Annotated in this window: 18 protein-coding genes and 1 pseudogene; 12 read left to right on the forward strand and 7 right to left on the reverse strand. The window is 62.1% G+C overall.

Annotation, left to right across the window (positions count from 1 at the left end):
* The first annotated feature begins 31 nt into the window (after nucleotides 1-31).
* A pseudogene (locus QKE19_RS05545) lies at nucleotides 32-1,032 on the forward strand (LLM class oxidoreductase).
* Here QKE19_RS05545 and QKE19_RS05550 read toward each other — a convergent pair.
* The gene (locus QKE19_RS05550; protein WP_070604516.1) at nucleotides 1,016-2,053 is read right to left on the reverse strand and encodes an aldo/keto reductase; all 1,038 of its coding nucleotides are present in this window, start codon (nucleotides 2,051-2,053) and stop codon (nucleotides 1,016-1,018) included. The pseudogene QKE19_RS05545 and the gene QKE19_RS05550 sit on opposite strands and share 17 nt — an antisense overlap.
* 145 nt (nucleotides 2,054-2,198) lie before the next feature.
* Between QKE19_RS05550 and QKE19_RS05555 the strand changes: the two genes are divergently transcribed.
* The 3 genes from QKE19_RS05555 to QKE19_RS05565 all read left to right on the forward strand — a co-directional run bounded on the left by QKE19_RS05555 (nucleotide 2,199) and on the right by QKE19_RS05565 (nucleotide 4,536).
* Nucleotides 2,199-3,527 (forward strand): PepSY-associated TM helix domain-containing protein, encoded by a 1,329-nt coding sequence (locus tag QKE19_RS05555; protein WP_347890553.1) that lies wholly within the window; start codon nucleotides 2,199-2,201, stop codon nucleotides 3,525-3,527.
* A 79-nt stretch (nucleotides 3,528-3,606) separates the two neighbouring features.
* A complete protein-coding gene (locus QKE19_RS05560) occupies nucleotides 3,607-4,092 on the forward strand; it encodes a hypothetical protein (protein ID WP_070547000.1) in 486 nt (161 codons plus the stop codon).
* 108 nt (nucleotides 4,093-4,200) lie between these two features.
* Nucleotides 4,201-4,536 carry a YciI family protein gene (locus QKE19_RS05565; RefSeq protein ID WP_049189837.1) on the forward strand — a complete coding sequence of 112 codons (336 nt, stop codon included), beginning with the start codon at nucleotides 4,201-4,203 and terminating at the stop codon, nucleotides 4,534-4,536.
* A 1-nt stretch (nucleotide 4,537) separates the two neighbouring features.
* Here the strand turns inward: QKE19_RS05565 and QKE19_RS05570 are convergent, their stop codons facing one another.
* Nucleotides 4,538-5,389 carry an SDR family NAD(P)-dependent oxidoreductase gene (locus QKE19_RS05570; RefSeq protein WP_070595871.1) on the reverse strand — a complete coding sequence of 284 codons (852 nt, stop codon included), beginning with the start codon at nucleotides 5,387-5,389 and terminating at the stop codon, nucleotides 4,538-4,540.
* Complete coding sequence (locus QKE19_RS05575; RefSeq protein WP_049193394.1) at nucleotides 5,386-6,603, reverse strand: saccharopine dehydrogenase NADP-binding domain-containing protein; 1,218 nt, start codon at nucleotides 6,601-6,603, stop codon at nucleotides 5,386-5,388. The genes QKE19_RS05570 and QKE19_RS05575 overlap by 4 nt, the downstream gene beginning before the upstream one ends.
* A gap of 106 nt (nucleotides 6,604-6,709) precedes the next feature.
* Here QKE19_RS05575 and QKE19_RS05580 point away from each other — a divergent pair, with 106 nt between their 5' ends.
* Nucleotides 6,710-7,918 (forward strand): MFS transporter, encoded by a 1,209-nt coding sequence (locus QKE19_RS05580; RefSeq protein WP_049172559.1) that lies wholly within the window; start codon nucleotides 6,710-6,712, stop codon nucleotides 7,916-7,918.
* Between the two features lie 9 nt (nucleotides 7,919-7,927).
* Here the strand turns inward: QKE19_RS05580 and QKE19_RS05585 are convergent, their stop codons facing one another.
* Both QKE19_RS05585 and QKE19_RS05590 read right to left on the reverse strand, forming a co-directional pair.
* Nucleotides 7,928-8,314: a Rieske (2Fe-2S) protein gene (locus QKE19_RS05585; RefSeq protein ID WP_049172555.1), complete on the reverse strand. Its 387-nt coding sequence runs from the start codon at nucleotides 8,312-8,314 to the stop codon at nucleotides 7,928-7,930.
* 30 nt (nucleotides 8,315-8,344) lie between these two features.
* Nucleotides 8,345-9,067 (reverse strand): YggS family pyridoxal phosphate-dependent enzyme, encoded by a 723-nt coding sequence (locus tag QKE19_RS05590; RefSeq protein ID WP_049172553.1) that lies wholly within the window; start codon nucleotides 9,065-9,067, stop codon nucleotides 8,345-8,347.
* A gap of 84 nt (nucleotides 9,068-9,151) precedes the next feature.
* On the opposite strand from QKE19_RS05590, the gene QKE19_RS05595 reads away from it, so the two are divergent.
* A complete protein-coding gene (locus QKE19_RS05595; RefSeq protein WP_347890557.1) occupies nucleotides 9,152-10,318 on the forward strand; it encodes a glycosyltransferase 87 family protein in 1,167 nt (388 codons plus the stop codon).
* Between the two features lie 12 nt (nucleotides 10,319-10,330).
* Here QKE19_RS05595 and QKE19_RS05600 read toward each other — a convergent pair whose 3' ends face one another.
* On the reverse strand, nucleotides 10,331-12,748 hold the full coding sequence (locus QKE19_RS05600) for an ATP-dependent RNA helicase (RefSeq protein ID WP_088611812.1): 2,418 nt from the start codon (nucleotides 12,746-12,748) through the stop codon (nucleotides 10,331-10,333).
* Nucleotides 12,749-12,791: 43 nt separating this feature from the next.
* On the opposite strand from QKE19_RS05600, the gene QKE19_RS05605 reads away from it, so the two are divergent.
* The 4 genes from QKE19_RS05605 to QKE19_RS05620 all read left to right on the forward strand — a co-directional run bounded on the left by QKE19_RS05605 (nucleotide 12,792) and on the right by QKE19_RS05620 (nucleotide 15,921).
* A complete protein-coding gene (locus QKE19_RS05605) occupies nucleotides 12,792-13,685 on the forward strand; it encodes a cation diffusion facilitator family transporter (RefSeq protein ID WP_070549594.1) in 894 nt (297 codons plus the stop codon).
* A gap of 109 nt (nucleotides 13,686-13,794) precedes the next feature.
* Nucleotides 13,795-14,742, forward strand: a complete 948-nt coding sequence (locus tag QKE19_RS05610; RefSeq protein ID WP_049189819.1) for an alpha/beta fold hydrolase — start codon at nucleotides 13,795-13,797, stop codon at nucleotides 14,740-14,742.
* A gap of 12 nt (nucleotides 14,743-14,754) precedes the next feature.
* Nucleotides 14,755-15,255 (forward strand): methylated-DNA--[protein]-cysteine S-methyltransferase, encoded by a 501-nt coding sequence (locus QKE19_RS05615; RefSeq protein WP_347890560.1) that lies wholly within the window; start codon nucleotides 14,755-14,757, stop codon nucleotides 15,253-15,255.
* A 3-nt stretch (nucleotides 15,256-15,258) separates the two neighbouring features.
* Nucleotides 15,259-15,921 (forward strand): nitroreductase family protein, encoded by a 663-nt coding sequence (locus QKE19_RS05620; protein WP_049193382.1) that lies wholly within the window; start codon nucleotides 15,259-15,261, stop codon nucleotides 15,919-15,921.
* Nucleotides 15,922-15,932: 11 nt separating this feature from the next.
* Here QKE19_RS05620 and QKE19_RS05625 read toward each other — a convergent pair whose 3' ends face one another.
* Nucleotides 15,933-17,993, reverse strand: coding sequence for an NADPH-dependent 2,4-dienoyl-CoA reductase (locus QKE19_RS05625; RefSeq protein ID WP_101738886.1), 2,061 nt, complete (start codon nucleotides 17,991-17,993; stop codon nucleotides 15,933-15,935).
* A gap of 183 nt (nucleotides 17,994-18,176) precedes the next feature.
* On the opposite strand from QKE19_RS05625, the gene QKE19_RS05630 reads away from it, so the two are divergent.
* Both QKE19_RS05630 and QKE19_RS05635 read left to right on the forward strand, forming a co-directional pair.
* A complete protein-coding gene (locus tag QKE19_RS05630; protein WP_049172538.1) occupies nucleotides 18,177-18,938 on the forward strand; it encodes an SDR family oxidoreductase in 762 nt (253 codons plus the stop codon).
* Nucleotides 18,939-18,962: 24 nt separating this feature from the next.
* On the forward strand, nucleotides 18,963-19,694 hold the full coding sequence (locus tag QKE19_RS05635) for an SDR family oxidoreductase (protein WP_016421787.1): 732 nt from the start codon (nucleotides 18,963-18,965) through the stop codon (nucleotides 19,692-19,694).
* The last annotated feature ends 49 nt before the right edge of the window (nucleotides 19,695-19,743 follow it).

A 19,743-nucleotide genomic window follows, 5' to 3' on the forward strand; every position in this document is an offset into this window, starting at 1 on the left:
CGCACCTCGAGCTGTACTACCGTGGAGCACCATGAGCTCGCTGTTTGATCTTTCGGACAAGCCCATCGACGAACTACCCGGTTACCAGCGTACATTCGCGCCGGGCCGACTCACGGTAGGGCTGAGTCTGCCCATCGAGCAGGACGCCGAAGCCGAGCCCAAGGACGCGCTGAGCAACCAGATTCGGCTGATTCAGAAAGTCGAACGCGCAGGCATCGCGGCGGTGTGGGCACGCGACATCCCGCTGCGCGTGGAAACATTCGGCGACGTCGGCCAGGTCTACGACCCCTGGATGTACCTCAGTTACATCGCCGCACACACCACCGATATCGCGCTCGGCACCGGTGCAGTCGTCGTGCCCTTCCAGCATCCGCTGGTGATGGCCAAGCGCGCTGCCACACTGGACAGGCTTTCCGATGGCCGTTTCCTCTTTGGCGTTGCCACCGGTGACCGACCCGAGGAGTTCCCCGCCTTTAACCAGGACAAAGGCAAGCGCGGTGAGCGTTTCCGCGAGCATATCGAGGTCTATGAAAAAGCCCTCAGCACCAGCTACCGGCCTATCCGGTGGTCCGAGGGCAAGATGGGCGGATCCGATGTGGTGCCCAAGCCGCTGGCACGCCGAGTTCCGCTGTTGGCCACTGGCTCCTGTCAGCAGAGCCTGGAGTGGAAGGCCGCGCATACCGACGGGTGGTTCATGTACCACAAGGGCCTGGAGATGCAGAAGAAAAACATCGCCAACTGGCAGGAGGCTGTGGCTCAGGAGTGCGGTGAGGACGTGTTCAAACCATTCCTGGAATCACTGTGGATTGACCTGCATGAAGATCCCGACGCCCCCCCGCGCAGGGCGGCCACTTCGGGTACCGCCTTGGTCGCAACAAGCTCATTGAACTGCTGCAATCCCAGCGACAGCTCGGCATCAATCACGTCAGCATCAACTTCCGCACCTCGAAGCGGGATGCGGAAGAACAGATTGATGAGCTGATCGAGTATGTGCTGCCGGCGCTCGATGAGCTCCCTACACAGACTCCGTAGCGCCCTGCCACTGATTAATCCCGCGGTCGACAGCCCACTTGTCGATTTCCGCGAGTTCTTCATCGCTAAACGGTGCAGCGTCCAGGGCGCCGAGGCTGTTCTTCAGCTGCTTCACCGAGGATGCACCGATCAGGGCTGAGGTCACTTCGTCACGGCGGAGCACCCACGAGATGGCCATCTGTGCCAGGGACTGGCCTCGTCGTGAAGCAATGGCGTTGAGCTCGCGGATGGCGGTGAGCGTGTCGTCGTTGAGGAACCCCGAGTTCATCTTGTGCGCCCCGAGACGCGAGGACTCCGGCACGCCATCCAAGTAGCGGTCGGTGAGAAGCCCCTGCGCAAGCGCGGAAAAGGCGATGACGCCCATGCCTTCGTCGGCGCAGGTTGCCAGCAGCTCGTCCTCGATCCAGCGGTTGAACATGGAGTAGCTCGGCTGGTGAATGGTCAGCGGTGTGCCCAGCTCACGGGCAATTTTCTGCGCGCGGCGAGTGAGCTCGGGGGAGTAGGAGCTAACGCCGACGTAGAGCGCGCGACCCGACCGGACGAGGAAATCGAGGGCGGCGACGGTTTCCTCGATAGGCGTATCCGGGTCGGGGCGGTGGTGGTAGAAAATGTCCACATAATCCAGGCCCATGCGCTTCAGCGAGGCATCGCAGCTGGCCACGAGGTACTTCCGCGAGCCGCCGAAGCCGTAGGGACCATCCTGCATGTACCAACCGGCTTTGGAGGAAATGATCATTTCATCGCGGTAAGGAGCGAAATCCTTGGCCATGATGCGACCGAAATTCGCCTCCGCAGAGCCCTGCGGTGGGCCGTAATTGTTGGCGAGGTCGAAGTGCGTGACGCCGTGGTCGAACGCGGTGCGCAGGATTTCACGCTGCGTCTCGAGCGGTCGGTCATCACCAAAGTTATGCCAAAGTCCCAGCGTAATGGCTGGAAGCTTCAGCCCCGTGCTGCCGGAGCGGTTGTACGGCATTGTCTCATAGCGGTTGTCATCGGCGTGGTACACGTCTGGATAAGCCATGTCTACGAGGGTACGCGTGCTTAACGACGGGTAGTTGCGCACAAGGTGGCCGACAACGAGGTGCGTGGCCGAATGGCTACCCCTGGAAGTAATAAAAGTGAGCTTGCTGGGGAACAACTGGGGCAGTTCGTCCGACTAATAAGGCATGACTTCAATAGCCACAGGCGATGCCGCTGGAACGCCAGCCGCAAACCCCGTCGCACAGACTCAGAAAAATGGTGGGCCACGAGCATTACTGCACCGAATCCATGTCGTTGCAGGCATCCTCGTTGCGCCACTACTCGTTATTGCAGCTATCACAGGCGTGGCGTATGCCCTCGCCCCGAGCATAGAAAAGGTGGTTTACCACGAAGAGCTAACCGCAACATCAAGCCTTCCCGCACAACCGCTGGAAAAGCAGGTTGAGGTCGCGCAGCGCGTGCACCCTGACCTGCCGGTGACCGCGGTGCAGGTCCCGGAAAAGCCGGGGCAGACAACGCGAGTCATGTTCAATGATGAGCAGCTGAAGTCGGAGTCCTACCGACATGCGGTGTTCGTCGACCCAGGCGACCTGAGCATCAAGGGTGACCTGGTGCAATACGGTTCCTCGGCGGCGCTGCCACTGCGGGCGTGGATCTCTGAAGGGCACCGCAGACTCTGGATTGATAGCAACTTCGGTCGCCTCTACTCCGAGACGGCAGCATCCTGGATGGGCGCACTGGCTATTGGTGGCCTCTGGCTCTGGTGGGATCGTTCGCGTCGCAAGCGGACACAGGGAACAAGTAAGAGGGCGCATCATATGCGTCGTCACGCGAATGTTGGCGTGGCGGTCAGTGTTGGACTTTTGTTCCTGACCGTCACCGGCCTGACGTGGTCGTGGGTGGCTGGAACGGGCATCGCAAAGCTGCGCGAGACGATGGACTGGTACGCACCGAAACCAGCCATGACTGCGACTGCACCAGCGAATTATGACTGGTCAGAGGCAGATAGTGTTATGAACCTCGCACGTGCCGAGGGCCTGTCCGGGAAAGTCGAACTGACACCACCGGAGGCTGGCACGGTGTGGATGGCCAAGGAAGCCCGCGAGGAATGGCGGATGGGCATTGAGACCGTCACCGTTGACGGTTCGACCGGAGCGATGGTCGATCGGATTCATTTTGCGGACTGGCCGCTGCCGGCGAAGCTGACCGAATGGCTGATTAACGCGCACATGGGCATCCTGTTCGGGTGGGTGAATCAGCTGGTCCTGGCACTGATTGGTGTCGCTCTGTTGGCGATGATTGTGCGCGGGTACGCCATGTGGTTTGGGCGCGGTCTAGGTGGCCGACCTGGCAGGCTCCCGGCGCCGACGCGTTGGCGGGACATTCGCCCGGGTGTTGCAGCAGCTGTTGTGGCGCTGTTGATTGCCTACTCGGTGGTTGCACCACTGTTTGGTGTGACGCTTGTTGGCTTCGTGATTGTTGATTGGGTCTGGCGGAAGCTGCGGAGAGGTTAGTGTAGGTTCTGTCGCCTTCGGGTTCCCTGTACCTAACGGCGTAGTCACACCCATGAAAAACACTCAGGAGGGTAAACGCATGACAAGGTATTGGGATCACAGCGGCAGTATCTACAAAGATGACGGTCAGGAAGACTGGTGCGTTTACAATCCGTCTTTGCGTGATTGGGAGCGCACCCCGCGCGCTAAGGAAGCCTACGACAAGGCAGGCCAAGACTCGTTCGACCCCATCACCGAGCAACAGGCACTCGCTGAGATCGCAGAGCAGCAGGAACAGCATGACGAAAGGGCGAAGAACAAAGTCAAGGAACTGCGCGCAAGAATGAAAGCTGTCGGCGCGCAGGCCAGGCAGGCTGACGAACAGCCGTATCCAACTTTTTCTCAGCAGTCCGCCGCATACCGTGAGGGCGCGCAGGCCTACAACGAGGGCAAATCTTGGCGCGATAACCCGCATGCCCCCGACTCAGGTCTAGCCACCCCGTGGCGCATGGGTTTCAATATCCGCAAGCAGCAGGTAGCGGAGATTAGGGCACAGCGAGCCGCCGCTGCGCAACAGGAGAACTAGGCCCTGGCCGCAAAAACGCTCAACCAAAGCTCTAAATTCCTCACAAATTCCCGGTTCCAGCCCCGCGCAATCTGTTACACTTAGCAAAACGAAACCCAGGAGCTTGGTGTGCAGTACTTTTTCACGGTCCATGGTCGCAGAGATATCAACGCGTATGACTCTGATGAGGAAATGCACGCTGCCTTTGAACGGATTGGACGCTTCAATCAGAAGCTTCAGGACGAAGGCCACTGGGTTATGTCCGGCGGGCTGGTTCCACCGGAGGATGCCATGACGGTGCTGCCGGATGGTTCACATAGTGATCTGCCGTACTACAACGCGATGACGTTCCCGTCAGCTTTTTGGATCGTCCAAGTCGCAGACGAGCAAGAGGCCATCAACCTAGCCCACGAAGCCGCGGAGGCGTGTGCGCAGGCCGTTGAAATGCGCGCCGTCGCCGATTAACTCACCGCAGCCCGTGCACCCGGCGCATGATGGTCAACATCGCTTGCGTCGGGATTCGCCGCATGAAGGGCACTGCCACGCGTGCCGACGACCCCCGCGCCACCAGGGCCAAAGGTCGCTCGGCAGCCACTTCGCGCATAACCACTTCAGCAATCTCAGAAGCGGGAATGCCGCCTTTCTCATTGGCGTTCAACTTCGTCAGCATGCGGTGGACATCAGCAGCGTAAACGGAACCGTCATCGCCATACGTCGTCCGACGTGTAGAAATCCCCGTGTTGATGGCACCCGGTTCGACAACCGTCACCCCAATACCGAACTGCGCGACTTCACCGCGCAACGAAAGCCCAAAGCCGCGGATAGCGGCCTTCGTCGCCACATAGGAAGAACGGTAGGACAGCGGCAACCCGCCGAGCATCGAACCAACCAGCACAATTCGGCCACGACCGGCCTCGCGCATGCCGGGCAGCAGCTGCTGTAACAGCTCCACCTGCCCCAGAACATTGACTTGGAAGAGACGCTCAAGTGCCTCGCGGGGTAGCTCCTCGAAAGCGCCCGACTGGCTCTCACCGGCGTTGGCGACGACGACGTCGTAAGGCCCGTGGGCGACCACAGCAGCGATGTCGTCGGCGCTGGACATGTCGAGCGCCACCATCTGCACGCCCTCGGGGTGCGGCGCCTCCGCGCCCCTGCGGGACGTACCAACGACCTCGAAACCGGCCTCGACCAGTGCCTCTGCGCATGCCCAGCCGATGCCGGAGGAAGCGCCGGTCACTAACGCACGGCCGCCACCTACACTCGGCAGTTTCGGTCCGCGGGTGAGATTCGCAAAAGCACCGGTCAGGCCGCCAATCATCGAGCCTGCACCGCCTCAATGGTCATGCCGCCCGCGCGGAGCCGGCGGGACAGGGCGTCGCCAAGCGCGACAGTAGGAGTGAGCACGCCGGTAGCGTCCGGCAGATCGTCGTGGACGAGTGCGAGGGCGGCGCTGGAAATCATGATCGCGGTGCCCGCGTACCCGGGGTCTTCCTCGAGAGACACCTTGGAACGCCAGTGAATACCGGAAGTATCGACGGTGTAGGCCTCGATGGTGAAGCGTCCCTCGGCCTGTTCTTCAGCGCTCGGGCCCTCACCCGGCTTCGGCAGCTTCTTATCAATGAGCTTGGCCGTCGGCCCGAACGCCATCGCCGCCAGCGCCAACCTGCAGACAGCCGCAAAAATATTTGCGCGGACGAAAGCCCTCGGGCCACGGCCGACATTGAGTAGCTCGCGGTAGCGGAAGGAATCACCGTAATCCGCCAGCATCGCCGAGCGCTGAACAATTCGGGTGTTGAACGGCGACATGAAGAAGGGCGCTCGCCAGTGGCGGCGGAAGCGCGCCGGGCGCAGGTCGACGCCGAACTTACCCTGGTCGGGACCCGGCTCAGCCAGGGCGTACTGATCGGCGATGATGCGACGCAGCTTGGGGTCCTTCTTGGCCTGTGCAAGCTGGACGCGGACCGAATCGATAGTGCCGCCGGAGACACCGCCCTTGACGTGCTTGAACAGCAGGGTTGTTTCACCGAGCTTGGTGTGGGCCGCCTCGTGGAGCTCGCGGACAGCGACGTCGGAAGGAATCGAGTCGAAGCCGCAGGAGTGAACAATCTTCGCTCCGGTCTGCTGTGCCACCTCGTGGTTATTCGCGATGGAGTCGTGGACGAACAGCACCTCGCCACACAGGTCGACGTAGTGAGTACCGGCCTTGGCGCACTCGGCCACCAGGGTGCGACCGTACTTCGCATACGGCCCCACAACGGTCAGCACCACCTTTGTACTGGCCGCAAGCTCAGCCACCGCCGGCTGGTCGGCAGCATCCGCAACAATGACCGGCCAGTCCGATACGCCTGCGTTCTCCGCGACGTCGGCAAGCTTCTGAGCGTTCCTGCCTGCGAGCGCCACCTTCGTCTGACCGGCGTGTTTAGCCAGATAGTCCACAATCAAGCGGCCCACGAAACCCGTGGCACCGTAGACGACGATGTCGTACTCGCGGTCGTGATTGCGACTCTGTGGCTGTGCGGAAGAAGTAGTCATGCCTACGAAACTAATAAAACGAAAGCGATACCGCGGGCGAATTAAAAAGGTTTTCTGAATCCGTGTATTCAGCGAGGGGTTTGGAGGGAGGGCTAACGTAGGACAAGTGACTAGCGCTAACGAAAACCCCGAACAGATCGAAGGACTGCGGCCAGAAGATCCCGGATTCCGTCGCGCGCTTATTGCTGTGCTTTTCGCTGGCCTGGCATCGTTCCAAGCGCTCTACGCAACGCAGGCGCTACTGCCCACGCTTTCCGACGAGCTATCGGTCGACCCCGCCACCGCCGCGCTGACGGTATCCGCCACCACCGGTGGCTTGGCCTGTGCGATTATCCCGGTGTCCATTTTGTCGGAACGCTTTGGGCGCAGGCGCGTCATCGTCATCAGCGCATTTGTGGCAACGCTACTGGGGCTCGTGGTGTCAATCGCGCCGGGCATCGGTTCGATGATTGCGCTGCGCCTGTTGCAGGGCATTGTCATTGCCGGTGTGCCCGCAGTGGCTATGGCGTATGTCAGTGAGGAAGTCCACGCCGACCACGTCAGTCGCGTGATGGGGCTGTATATCTCGGGCACGACGGTCGGTGGCCTGCTCGGCCGTATCATTCCGTCCATTGTGCTGGAGTTCGCCTCCTGGCGGGTGGCGATTGCGGTCTCGGCGACGGTGGCGTTCATCTTCGCCATCCTGACCTGGTACTTCCTGCCGCAACAGCGCAGGTTTAAGCCGAAGAAACTGTCGTTTGCAGGGGAGGGGCAGGCCATTGCGCGACACTTGCGCGACCCGCGCATCCTGGCGCTGTGCGCCCTGGCGTTCCTGTTTATGGGAGCGTTTGTCTCCCTGTACAACTACCTGGGCTTCCGACTGGGCGATAAGTTCGGGCTCTCCCCGGCACTGGCAGGGTTCGTATTTATTCTCTACCTGTCGGGCACGTGGTCGTCGGCACGCGCGGGTGTGTGGGCGAAGACGGTGAGCCGCCGTCGCCTCATCGCCATTGCGACTCTGGCGGCGTGCATGGGCCTGGGGCTGGCGCTGCTGCCGTGGTTGTCCGCGCTGATCGTGGGCGTGCTCGTGTTCACGGCATCGTTCTTCGTGGCGCACTCGCTGTCCTCGTCCGGCGTGGGCCTGGTGGCACAGCGCGACCGCGCCGAGGCGTCATCGATGTATCTGTTCAGCTACTACGCGGGCTCGTCCATTGTCGGTTGGGTATCCGGCATGGTGTTCAGTCGCTTCGAGTGGGCAGGGCTGATTCCGTGGCTGGTGGCGCTGTCCTTCATCGCGGGCGCGTGTGCCGTGGCGGGGTTGAAGCCGCGGCGCTAGAAGATAAACCTACTTCTGGCCCACAATCAGCTCAGTGCCTTCGGCTGAAAGCGATGCCTGACCAGCGGGCTTACGCGAGGGGCCAGAAACAACCTCACCAGTAGCAATATCAAAGTGGGAGTTGTGGTTCGGGCAAATCATCACACCATTGCTGACCTCAGTGATACGACCATTCTGGTGCGGGCAGGAGCTGGAGAAAGCGGCGAACTTGCCTTCCTCCGGCTGCGTGACGACGTAATTGCCGATCACCACACCGCCGCCAACCGGAATGTCGGCAGCGTCAACCTTCTCCACCGCAGACTTTGGTGCACAAGCGGCTACGAGTGCGCCAGCTGCAGTGGCGGCAGTTCCCAGGAGGAAACGACGACGGGAGCACGGGGAGACATCAGAACTCATGGCACTGAGATTACCTTCATTTGATTACCTTTATTTCTGATAGGAGCGCTCACCGAAGATGGCGCGTCCCACACGCACGGTGGTCGCCCCCTCGGCGATGGCTTCGTGGTAGTCGCCGGACATACCCATTGACAGTTCGTCGAGGCTGACACCGTCCGGCAAATCCCCGAGCAGACTGTCCCGCAGCTCCCGCAGCTCCGCGAAGGTCTCGCGCACATTCGGATCATTCTGGGCCGCGATGGTCATAAACCCGCGCAGGCGCAGGTTCGGGTATTCGCCATCGGGCCCAAACATGCGGACAAACTCAGCCGCGTGGCTCGGTGCCAGACCCGACTTCTGCGGCTCGCGGGAGGCGTTGACCTGAATCAGCACATCGAGCGTGCGCTCGGAATCAGCCAAGCGACGCTGCAGTGCTCCGGCCACCTTCGGGCGGTCCAGAGCCTGAAACTCATCGGCACAACTGACCAAGTGGCCAGCCTTATTCGTCTGCAGCGGACCAATGATGGCCATATGTGGTGCCTTGTCGCCGAAGGCCTCCCGGAATGCCTCTGCCTTGGCCACCGCTTCTTGGACGCGGTTTTCCGCTAGGCCAGCGCAGCCGGCTGCTGCGAGCTCCGGCCAGGATTCCACCAGGGCGTCGACAGGCACAGTCTTGCTGACGGGCAGCAGGCGGACCTCGGAGGGCTGGCGCCCGGCTCGTCGGCAAGCGTCGTCAATCTCGGAGCGAACCTTGCGATAGTTTTCCACGAACATACCTCCCACTCTAAGGCCTGAGTAGGAAGAACAGTGCGGTAGTGTCGAATCATGCTCATGGACAGACTCTCGACGCTTTCCGTCATGCAGAGACGGATCTTGGCAATTGTATTTGGGCTGGTGTCGCTGGTCGTTGTCATCGACTTCATCTATCTTGCGGCAACTGCCTACATGATGGACCTCGAGGTCTTCCAAGACGCCGGCTGGGCGCTACGACGAGACCAGGATCTCTACTCACCAGAGTTTCCCACCAGATCGGGTTTCCGCTTCATCTACCCACCGTTTGCAGCGCTGCTGTTTTACCCGCTGACCTGGGCGGGGCCGGTCACCCTGCAAATCATCTGGACGTTCGCCACGCTGGCGGCGGTGTGGGCGATGCTGTGGATGGTCTTCACTCGTCTCGGCTCTGAGCGTCCGAAGCTGATGGCTACCTGTCTGCTCGGGGTGGTGATGCTGCTTGACCCGCTGCGCGCCAACGTGCTCTTCGGGCAGATCAACGTCTTCCTCGCGCTGCTGGTGGTCTCCGATGTGTTGGGCTTTTTGCCCAAGAAGCTGCGTGGATTGGGCGTGGGTATCGCGGCGGGTATCAAGATCACCCCTGCGGCATATGCGCTGGTGTTCCTCATGCGCCGTGACTTTGCGGCCGTGGCCAAGAGCTTCTGCTGGTTCCTGGTGACCGTCGCCATTGGTTTCGCCGTGCGCTTTAAAGAGTCGATTTACTTCTGGACCGATGAGTTCTTCGCCGGCAACCGCGGTGGCGCCCCGGCTTACGAGGCCAACCAGGCGTTCAGTGGTCTGCTCGCCCGCGCCGGGGTGGAGGGCACTGCGCTCGATGTTGGCATCTACGGTTTCTTCCTCTTTGGTGCCATCGCCGCCGCTTTCGTGGCGTGGATCTACCACCGCAATGGTTATGAGGTCGCGGCCCTCGGTTTCGTCGCGCTGGCGGTCAGCTTCGCCGGGCCATACGCGGTCAGCCACCACTGGTCGATCGTCATGGTCTTCGTGCCGCTGGTGCTCTTCGTCCGCGAGATCGGGCACATTATTGTCGGTGTCCTGTTCATGATCGCCCACTGGTGGGCACCGTACGAGGTGTTCGTGGGCAATGACTTCGGCCACGCTGCCAATGTGGGGCAGTGGTTCTACGGCAACATGCAGGGAATCATGGGCGGCGTGCTCTTCTTCACCTGCCTGGGCTACGCAATCTACCTCTGGCGCAAGCCCAGTCGCGTGCGGGCACAGGCAGCTGCTTAACGACGGGCTTGCTTAACGACGACGCTTCGTTCTCGCAGTAGCCTGCTCCTCCCACGGGTTCTCCGGCCACGGGTGCTTGGGGTAACGGCCCCGCATCTCGGAGCGAACCTGTGCGTAGGCGCCATTCCAGAAACTTTCCAAGTCCTGAGTGACCGCGAGTGGTCGCTGAGCCGGTGACAGCAAATGCATTGTCACCGGCTTTTCCAATACCTGCGGGGTCTCCGCCAGGCCGAAGCACTCCTGCAACTTCACGGCGAGCACAATCTTTGCCTCAGGGTTCGTGGGGTCCTCCGGGTACTCCAGGCGAATCTTCGAACCGGAGGGGACCTCCAGGCGTTCGGGCACCAGCCGGTCGAAGTCCGTGGCCTCCGGCCAGGGCAGCAGGCGGCGGAGGTGCTCGGCATCTAGCTTGGGAGGGGTCGGGCGGTCCAGCTCGCCAGCAAAGAGGAGCTCGGCCTGGGCCGCGAGCCCTGCGGGGGAGACATCCGGCCATGGGGCACCGCGATGAGTGTGGAGAAAGGCCATGCGGCGGCGGAGTTGTTCGGTGTCGCGGTCGAGGTTGGGGGCGGCGTCGGCAAGCGCGTCGGCAAGCCAGGCGGAGTTGGCAGCAATGCACTGCTCAGGTGTTGGGGAGACCTGGCGGGAGGACAGCTCGATGGCGCCGAGCAGGTCGCGCTCGCGGGCGCGAACGCGGCCCTGTTCGACGCGCGCCGTGGTCTCCGTGCGGGCGAGGTGCCCGGCGGCGAGCATGGCGATTTCCAGGTCAATCGCCTCGCCGTCGCGAATCAGCGCGCGCCCATGGGAGAGCCGCGAGATGTCGGCGGCCGCGATCCATTCGTGGCCGCGCAGGTCAGAACCACGGGCGAGTTCCGCAGCGGTGCCGCCGGTGAAGAGGTATTCGTCGGAGTTCGCACTGCGGCGTCGCCCGATGAAATCCGGCCACGCCAGGGCCGTGACCAGCGCGGGGATGTCCGAGGGCAGCAGGTTGGCGGGGGCCTCAGTATCCAGCTCAATGCGGCGCACCTGCTTGACCAAGCCGCGGGCATCGGTGAGTTTCTCCACTGCGCGTGCGACCGCGTCGGCGTGCTCCGGCATCATGGCCGTGGCGGTCAGCAGCGCGCGTCCCATGCGCGGATGCACCGGCAGGGTAGCCAGGGTGCGGCCGAGTTCCGTGATGTCACCGGCCTCATCAACAGCGCCCAGACCAGCCAGAATGCGGTTTGCGACCTCCGCGTGGTGGGGTGGTGGGGCGTCGAGAAGCTTCAGTCCCTGCATCCCAGGCGTGCCCCACGCGGCGGCGTCGAGGAGCGCCTGGGTCAGGTCGGCGACCTCGATTTCCGGCGCGGGCCAGGCGGGAAAGGACGCGAATTCCGACTGGGAGACGCAGCGCACCACGATGCCCGGGCCCTCACGTCCCGCTCGGCCAGCGCGCTGGTTCGCGGAGGACTGCGCACACGAGCTGGTGACCAGGCCGGAGAAGCCACGCGCAATGTCGAGTCGCGGTCCGCGCGCGAGGCAGGCGTCGACAACGGCGCGCACGCCCGGCACAGTCACGGATGATTCCGCAATCGCGGTGGACACAATTACGCGTCTACCGTCCGCTTGCCGACGGAACACGCGGTCCTGCTCCTCGGAGCTCTGCTGGCCGTGCAGCGTCAGCACCGCCACCTCCGAGGAGTCCGCGATATAGCCTGCGCAGCGTTCCACCTCTCGGACGCCGGGGAGGAAAACCAGCACATCACCGGCGGCTTCTTCCGCGAGTGTGCCGGCCTGTGCAGCAACGTGCTGTAGGAAGTCGTCGGTCACACCGCGTGCATCCAGCCGTTGCGGAAAAGGCGCGTAGCGGATGTCCAGCGGAAAGATCTCCGCCTCCGCCGCCACAATGGGAGCCGGGGTGGAGCCGCCGAGCAAGGCCGCGAACTTCGGCGCGTCCACTGTTGCCGACATAGCGACAAGGCGCAGGTCATCGCGGATATCCCGCAAGTCGCGCGCCATCGCCAACACCAGGTCGGTGTCCAAGCCGCGCTCGTGCACCTCGTCGATGAGCACAGCGCTGGCATCCACATCACCGTCGCGCAGCAGTCGGCGCAGCAGCACACCGGGAGTGACAAACTCTACGCGGGTGGCGCGGGAGGTGCGGGAGTCGCCGCGCACCGAGTAACCAACTTCCTCACCGAGCTTGGTGCCCGACAGCTGCGCCAACCGCCGCGCCGCCGAGCGCACCGCCACGCGCCGGGGAGTCGTGACCACAATGCGGCCGCCCAGGGTGTTGGCCACTGCCGGTGGAACCAAAGTGGTCTTGCCGGTACCCGGTGGGGCCTGGACTACTACGTCGTGGTCGCGCACGGCGTCGGCAAGCGAGGCGAGCTGCGACGCGAACGGCAGGCCTGCAGAAATGTTCTGCAAATTGAACTGGAAATCGGTGCTCATAGAACTGGTAGTAACTCCGGAAAGGCGGGTAAAGTGCCTGCATATGCAGGACTTATCTCGTTTTGGTTGGCTTTCAGTGGGGGCGGCGGTCGTCACCATCGCGCTGAAGTTTTGGGGCTACACTCTGACCGGATCGGTGGGCCTGCTTTCCGACGCGACGGAGTCGATTGTCAATCTGGTTGCGGCAGTTGTCGCAATTATTGTGCTCAAGGTTATCGCGCGGCCCGCGGACCGCGATCATGAGTTCGGCCATTCCAAGGCAGAGTACTTCTCGGCCGGGCTGGAAGGTGCCATGATCTTCGTGGCGGCGGTGGCCATTATTTATGTCTCCATCGAGCGGTTGGTGAACCCGCAGCCGATTGAGCAGATTGGCCTGGGCCTCGTCGTGACCGTAATTGCCTCGGTGATCAATGGTGCGGTGGCGCTGATTCTGCTTAAGGCCGGGCGCCAACACAACTCCCTGGCGCTGACCGCCGACGGCAAGCATCTGATGACCGACGTGTGGACCTCCGCCGGTGTGCTTGTAGGTGTGGCGCTGGTGTGGGCTACCGGCCTGTGGTGGCTCGACCCGATTATCGCGCTGGCCGTGGCTGTAAACATCCTGGTCGCTGGCTACAAGCTGCTGCGCGATTCCGGTAACGGCCTGATGGACAAGGCCATGGAGGGCGACGACCGCGTGGCGGTGGATGAGATTTTGGCCTCGCACCGTGACCGGAGTCGTGGCATTGACGTCCACGAAATCCGCACTCGCGAGTCGGGGTATCAGAAGTTCATTGAGTTCCATGTGCTGGTGCCGGGCGCGTGGAGCGTGGAGCGCGGTCACGATGTGCTTACCGCGATGGAAGATGAGCTGCGGGAGCGTTTTCCAGGTGTGCATATCTCCTCGCATCTGGAGCCAATTGAGGACGAACGCGCCTATGGGGATGTGCAGTTGTAGCGCGAGTGAGGCAAATTCCACGAAAGCGCTGAAAGTGATGAGCCTTACACTTTAAGATTGTGTATACAAAATCATGCACTGTTTAAGTCCACTCGAAGGAACTGCATAAATGACCTCCGAAGCCTCAACCACTTCCACTGGGGATAGCCGTTTTTCCGCGAAGAGCCCGAAGTTGCCGGAGCCGTGCCCTCGGCAGGACATCATTATTCCGGCTAATGACCGCGTCCTGCTGCGCGGAACCATGTTCCGCCCGAAGGAGAACCCAGAGAACATTCCCAACGGCATCATCACCGTTCACTCCGGTACCGGTGTGCCGCAGGGTTTCTACCACCGTTTCGCTGAGACCGTGGCAGAAAAGGGCTACGGCGTTATCACCTATGACTACCGCGGAATTGGCCAGTCCGCTCTGAAGACTGACCAGAACAATGAAGACATCCGGATGTCGGACTGGATTACCAAGGATATTCCGGGTGTGATCGAGTGGGCCAAGGAGACCTACCCGGACGTGCCGCACTTCGCTGTCGGCCACGCGGTTGGTGGTCACGGCATCGTCTACGCCGGCTCCGAGGGCACCTATGACGCAGCGGCGTTGGTCAACTGCCGCGGTATGCGTATTTCCAAGGTGCCGTCCGTGGCGGGCAAGGTCCGCGCATTCTTCATCTTCAATATTCTCGGCCCGATTAGCGGTTTCATCACTGGCCACATTCCGGCGTCGGCGTGGCGTCTGGCTGTCGAGCCGCCGAACGGTGTCATGCGTCAGTGGGCTCGCTGGGCTCGCAAGGAAGGCTACTTCTTCGACGACTCCGAGTTCGACTTCGCTAACCGCTTCTCCAAGGCTCCGCAGCCGTTCCTGTCCATCCGCGTTCCGGATGATTACTGGACTGAGGAGTCCTCGGCAGACCTGATCACCAATGTGATGAGCTCTGCGGAAAAGATTGAAAAGCGCCAGGCTCAGCCGGCTGGTGGTAAGGGCGTGGGCTACGGTGGGTACTTCCGCTCCGGTCACGAGAAGGAGTGGGACGAGCTGCTGGCCTGGTTCCAGGCCAACAAGGGCTAAGTAGGAGGTTTTATGGCGATTTCCCAGGTAGAAACGCCTTTCGGCGTGCTTGGAATCGCCACCTCCGCTCGCGGGGTCGTCGAAGTCAATCTCTTAGGCCCCGTGCTTGACGACGACCCCAGCGCCGCCGACCCCGAAGCGCAAGCGGTGGCGGAACAGGCAGCGCAGCAGTTCCGCGAGTACTTTGCCGGGCAGCGCCGCGAGTTTGCGCTGCCGCTGGACTGCGACATATTCACCCAGGATTCTTTCCGCGCTCGTGCGCTGACCGCACTGCGCGACGTGCCGTATGGCCAGGTTGTGACCTACGGTGAGCTCGCTGAAATGGCCGGATCGCCTCGTGCCGCCAGAGCTGCCGGATCGGCCTGTGCCACCAATCCGCTGGGCATTCTGATTCCCTGTCACCGCGTGGTGCCCGCCAGTGGGGGAGCGGGGTCTTTCGGATCCTATGCCGGCGGCCGCGAAATGAAGCGCTGGCTGCTCGAACTCGAAGGTTGGCCACCCGCTAATCTCTAATGCATGACTTCACATTCTCCGCGCGACCAGTTCGCCACCGAATTTGAGAACATCATCCGCAACCGCCGTGCCACGCGCGTTTACGCTGACGAACCGCTTGACGACGCTGACGTGCGCCGCCTCCTGGAGCTATCTCTGGAAGCTCCCAGCGCCTTTAACATTCAGTCTCGGGCTATCGTGCGCATCGAGGATCCTGAGGTGCGCCAGCAGGTAGTGGAAGCTGCCGGTGGTCAGAAGCAGGTTGCCAATGCGCCGCTGCTGCTCGCCTTCATTGGTGAGCCGACCGGCTGGAAGCGCGGTATTCCACGCCTGGTTGAGGCCAACAAGGCGACTGGCCTGTGGGACGAAGTTGCCGCTGCCGAGCGGGAAGCCTCGATGACCTCCTTCCATAAGGCCCGCGAGGAAAAGGGTCTCTCCCGCGAGTTCGCAATCCGCGACGCCATGATTGCCGCTTCTTTCGCTATGGTCACTGCCAGCGCCTTTGGTTGGGCTAGCTCCCCGATGACGGGCTTTAGCGAGCAGAAGGTCAAGGAAGCTATCGGTGCCGGTGACACCGATGTGGCAGTAGCGCTGTTGCTGGCCATCGGTGTCCCGGGTGAGTTCCCGGCTCACCCGGGCCGTTTCGAGTTCGAGCAGCGCGCCTACACCGACCGCTACGAGGCGTAGCAGCCCTAGCCCTACAGCGCGAGCGCTACCTCAACGGCCTGGCGGATGGCACGCTTTGCGTCCAGCTCAGCGGCCACGTCCGCGCCGCCGATGATGGTGACATTGGAGTTATCGCCGGTGACGCTCTCGCGATCCTTTCCGCCCAGGCAGTCCAGATTGGATACCTGTCCAGTACAGACAATCACGTTGTCAACTGTGATGACCTGTGGCTTTTCATCGATGGTGATGTGCAGGCCCTCGTCGTCAATGCGGTTGTAGGTGACGCCGGTGTACTGCTTGACACCGGCCTTCTTGATCTCCGCACGGTGAACCCAACCAGTGGTCTTGCCCAGGCCCTTGCCGATGCGGGAGGTCTTGCGCTGCAGCAGGTGCACCTCGCGCTCGACCTCAAACTCCTCAGCCGCGCCAGAGACCGTGCCCGGCTTGGTCAGGCCCGCGCGGAACTCCGCTGGGTCACCGACGCCCCAGGCGTCCTTCCAGGCCTCGATGGTCTGGTTCGGCTTGCGCGTGAGGTACTCACACACGTCCACACCGATACCACCAGCACCGATGACGGCCACCTTGTTACCGGCCTGCTTCGCACCCGAGAGCAGCTCGTCGTAACGAATGACCTTCTCGTGGTCGATACCGTCAATGCCCGGGATTCGTGGGGTGACACCCGTGGCCACAATCACGTGGTCAAACTTGGTCTTGAGCTCGTCGACGTCGGCACGCGTGTTCAGGTGAACCGGAACCTCGAGCACCTCCAGTCGACGTGAGAAGTACTTCAGCGTCTCGCCGTAGTCCTCCTTGCCCGGAATCTGTGCGGCGAGGTTGAACTGGCCACCAATCTGGTCGGCGGCCTCGAAAATCTCCGGGTGGTGACCGCGCTGAGCTGCGGCTTCCGCGAAAGCGAGTCCAGCCACACCAGCGCCGATGACGGCGACGCGCTTGGCCTTGTCCTTCGCAACCGGCACGGATACCAGCTCGGTTTCGTAAGCCGCCTTCGGGTTGACCAAGCAGGTAGAGCGCTTGTTGGCGAAGGTGTGGTCCAAGCAGGCCTGGTTACAGGCGATACAGGTGTTGATCTGGTCAGCTCGACCATCGCCCGCCTTGATGGCGAAGTCCGGGTCAGCCAGCAGTGGGCGGGCCATGGAAATCAGGTCCGCATTGCCGTCAGCGAGGATCTTCTCCGCAACCTCAGGGCGGTTGATTCGGTTGGAGGCTGCCACCGGGACGTCGACAAGCGAACGGAGACGACCAGTCAGATCCGTGAATGCGGCGCGCGGCACGGACGTAACGATGGTGGGGACGCGTGCTTCGTGCCAGCCGATACCGGTGTTGAAGACATCGACGCCAGCCTCGACCAGACGCTGCGCGAGTTCAGTGGTCTCCGACCAGGTCTGACCATCTTCCACCAGGTCAAGCAGCGAAATGCGGTACTGCAGCAGGAAGTCCTCGCCTACCTCGGCGCGAATACGACGGACAATTTCGATGGGCAGGCGCATGCGAGCCTCGGCGCTGCCACCCCAGTTGTCCGAGCGGTGGTTGGTGCGCTCGGCCAGGAACTGGTTGAGCAGGTAACCCTCGGAACCCATAACCTCGATGCCGTCGTAACCGGCGCGCTTTGCGAGCTTCGCGGCGCGGACATAAGCGCCGATAGTGCGTGAGACATCAAAGCCGGTGAGGCGGTGAGCCTTAAACGGGCTAATCGGCGACTGACCGGTATTGGCGGAGCGAGCCAGCGGGCTGTAGCTGTAACGACCGGCGTGCAGCACCTGCAGCACGATGTGGCTGCCGTGGGAGTGCACGAGGTCAGTAACGCGGCGGTGATTGTCCGCCATGCGCTTCGACGCCATCATCGAACCGGCCGGAGTCAGCCAACCCTCGATGTTGGGAGCATAACCGCCGGTGACGATGAGCCCCACGCCACCTTCGGCGCGCCGACCCAGGTAGGCAGCCAGCTTGGGGATATCACGGGTGCGATCTTCCAGGCCGGAGTGCATTGAGCCCATGATGATGCGATTGCGCAGAGTTAGAGGACCGACGTCGAGAGGGGAGAGAAGATGTGGGAAGTGAGGCTGGTCAGACATGCAACCAGTATCGCGGTTTTAGCAGCTGCGTATGAGGTGAATCGGGAAAATTCCTGCACAGTTTTATATACGTTTCACGTGGAACATCAGGTGTAAAGCACGCGCAGTCTTCGGCGCAGGAGGGTGTCGTATGACTACAGTCGGGAATATCAGTAGACGCATGTAGCAAGGAGTTAAGCCCCCATGACCTCTGAAACTTCAACTAATGGCAAGAAAGTAGCTGTAGTTACCGGTGCTTCTTCCGGTATTGGTGCAGCCACTGCCAAGCAGTTCGCAGCTGAAGGTTTCCGCGTCGTGCTGGGAGCCCGCCGCGAGGACAAGCTTGAGGCTGTCGCGGAGGAGATTCGCGCTGCCGGTGGTGAAGCGACGGTCTACAAGGTTGACGTGACCTCTGACGCCGATGTGGCGGCGCTGGCTAAGACCGAACCGCGCGTCGACGTGCTGGTTAACAACGCCGGTGGCGCCTGGGGCATGGAATCGGTTGAAGGCGCTGTCGAGGAAAAGTGGCGCTGGATGTACGAGGTCAACGTGCTGGGCACCCTGCGCGTCACCCGCGCGCTGCTGCCCGCATTGAAGTCCACTAGCGGCATTGTGCTCACCGTCGGCTCGATTGCCGGCCGTCAGGTCTACACCGGCGGCGCCGGTTACAACGCAGCCAAGCACGCTGAGCGCGCGCTGGTGGAAGTCCTGCGTCAAGAGGTTGCTGCCGATGGCGTGCGCGTCACCGAAATCGATCCGGGGCGCGTCCATACCGACTTCTCACTCGTGCGTTTCGACGGCGACGAGACCAAGGCCGCAGCGGTCTACGATGGCGTTGAGTCGCTGACCGCCGATGATGTTGCCGACATCATTGTGTTCGCGGCCACCCGTCCGAAGCGCGTCAACATTGACTTCCTGCAGGTGACCCCCATCGACCAGGTGGGCGGCGCGAAGCCGAAGAAGTAAACCGACTACATAGAGGAGCCGTACATGAGCATCGATATTGCCGCTGACACCAAGATTGCCCTGGTCACGGGTGCAAGCCGTGGTATTGGCCTGGCGGTCGCCAAGGATCTCTCCCGTGACCACCATGTCATTGTGGGCGCTACCAGTGCTGAGTCTGCCGAGAAGGTGGCGTCGCAGTTGCCGTCGGCAAGCGTATTCGTTGCTGATCTGGGTGATACCGACGCCGTAAACGCGGAAGTGGCAAAGCTGTTGGAGGCGCTCGGTGGGCGCGGGCTGGATGTGCTCGTGCACTCGGCGGGCGTGTACGTCGATGGGGACGTGGCGGAGGTTTCGCGTGCGGACTGGTCGCGAATTATGGACATCAACGTCGTCGCCGTCGCCGACCTGACACGCCAGCTGCTGCCAGCGCTGCGCAAGGCGGAGGGCACGCTGGTAACCATCAACTCGGGCTCGGGATTCCGCGCTTCAGCTGGTACTTCACCGTATGCAGCGTCGAAGTTCGCGCTGCGGGCCTTCACCGATGCGCTGCGCGAGGAAGAGCGTGGCGCGGTACGAGTCAGCTCCGTGCACCCTGGGCGCGTCGATACCGATATGCAGGTTCAGCTGCAGTCGAATTGGCACCGCGATGATGCGGATTGGCGTTACGACGGAACGAAGTTCATGCGGCCTGAATCGATCGCAGCCGCAGTACGTCTGGCCGTTGATACCGGAGCGGATGCCAACGTGGATGAAATCCAGGTGCGCCCGCGCGGATAGCCGTGTAAAAGGTAGCGAAGATAAGCAAAAAGTGTGCCCACCAGGCGGA

The organism is Corynebacterium sp. c8Ua_99 (assembly GCF_039907185.1).
GTDB lineage: Bacteria > Actinomycetota > Actinomycetes > Mycobacteriales > Mycobacteriaceae > Corynebacterium > Corynebacterium jeikeium_D.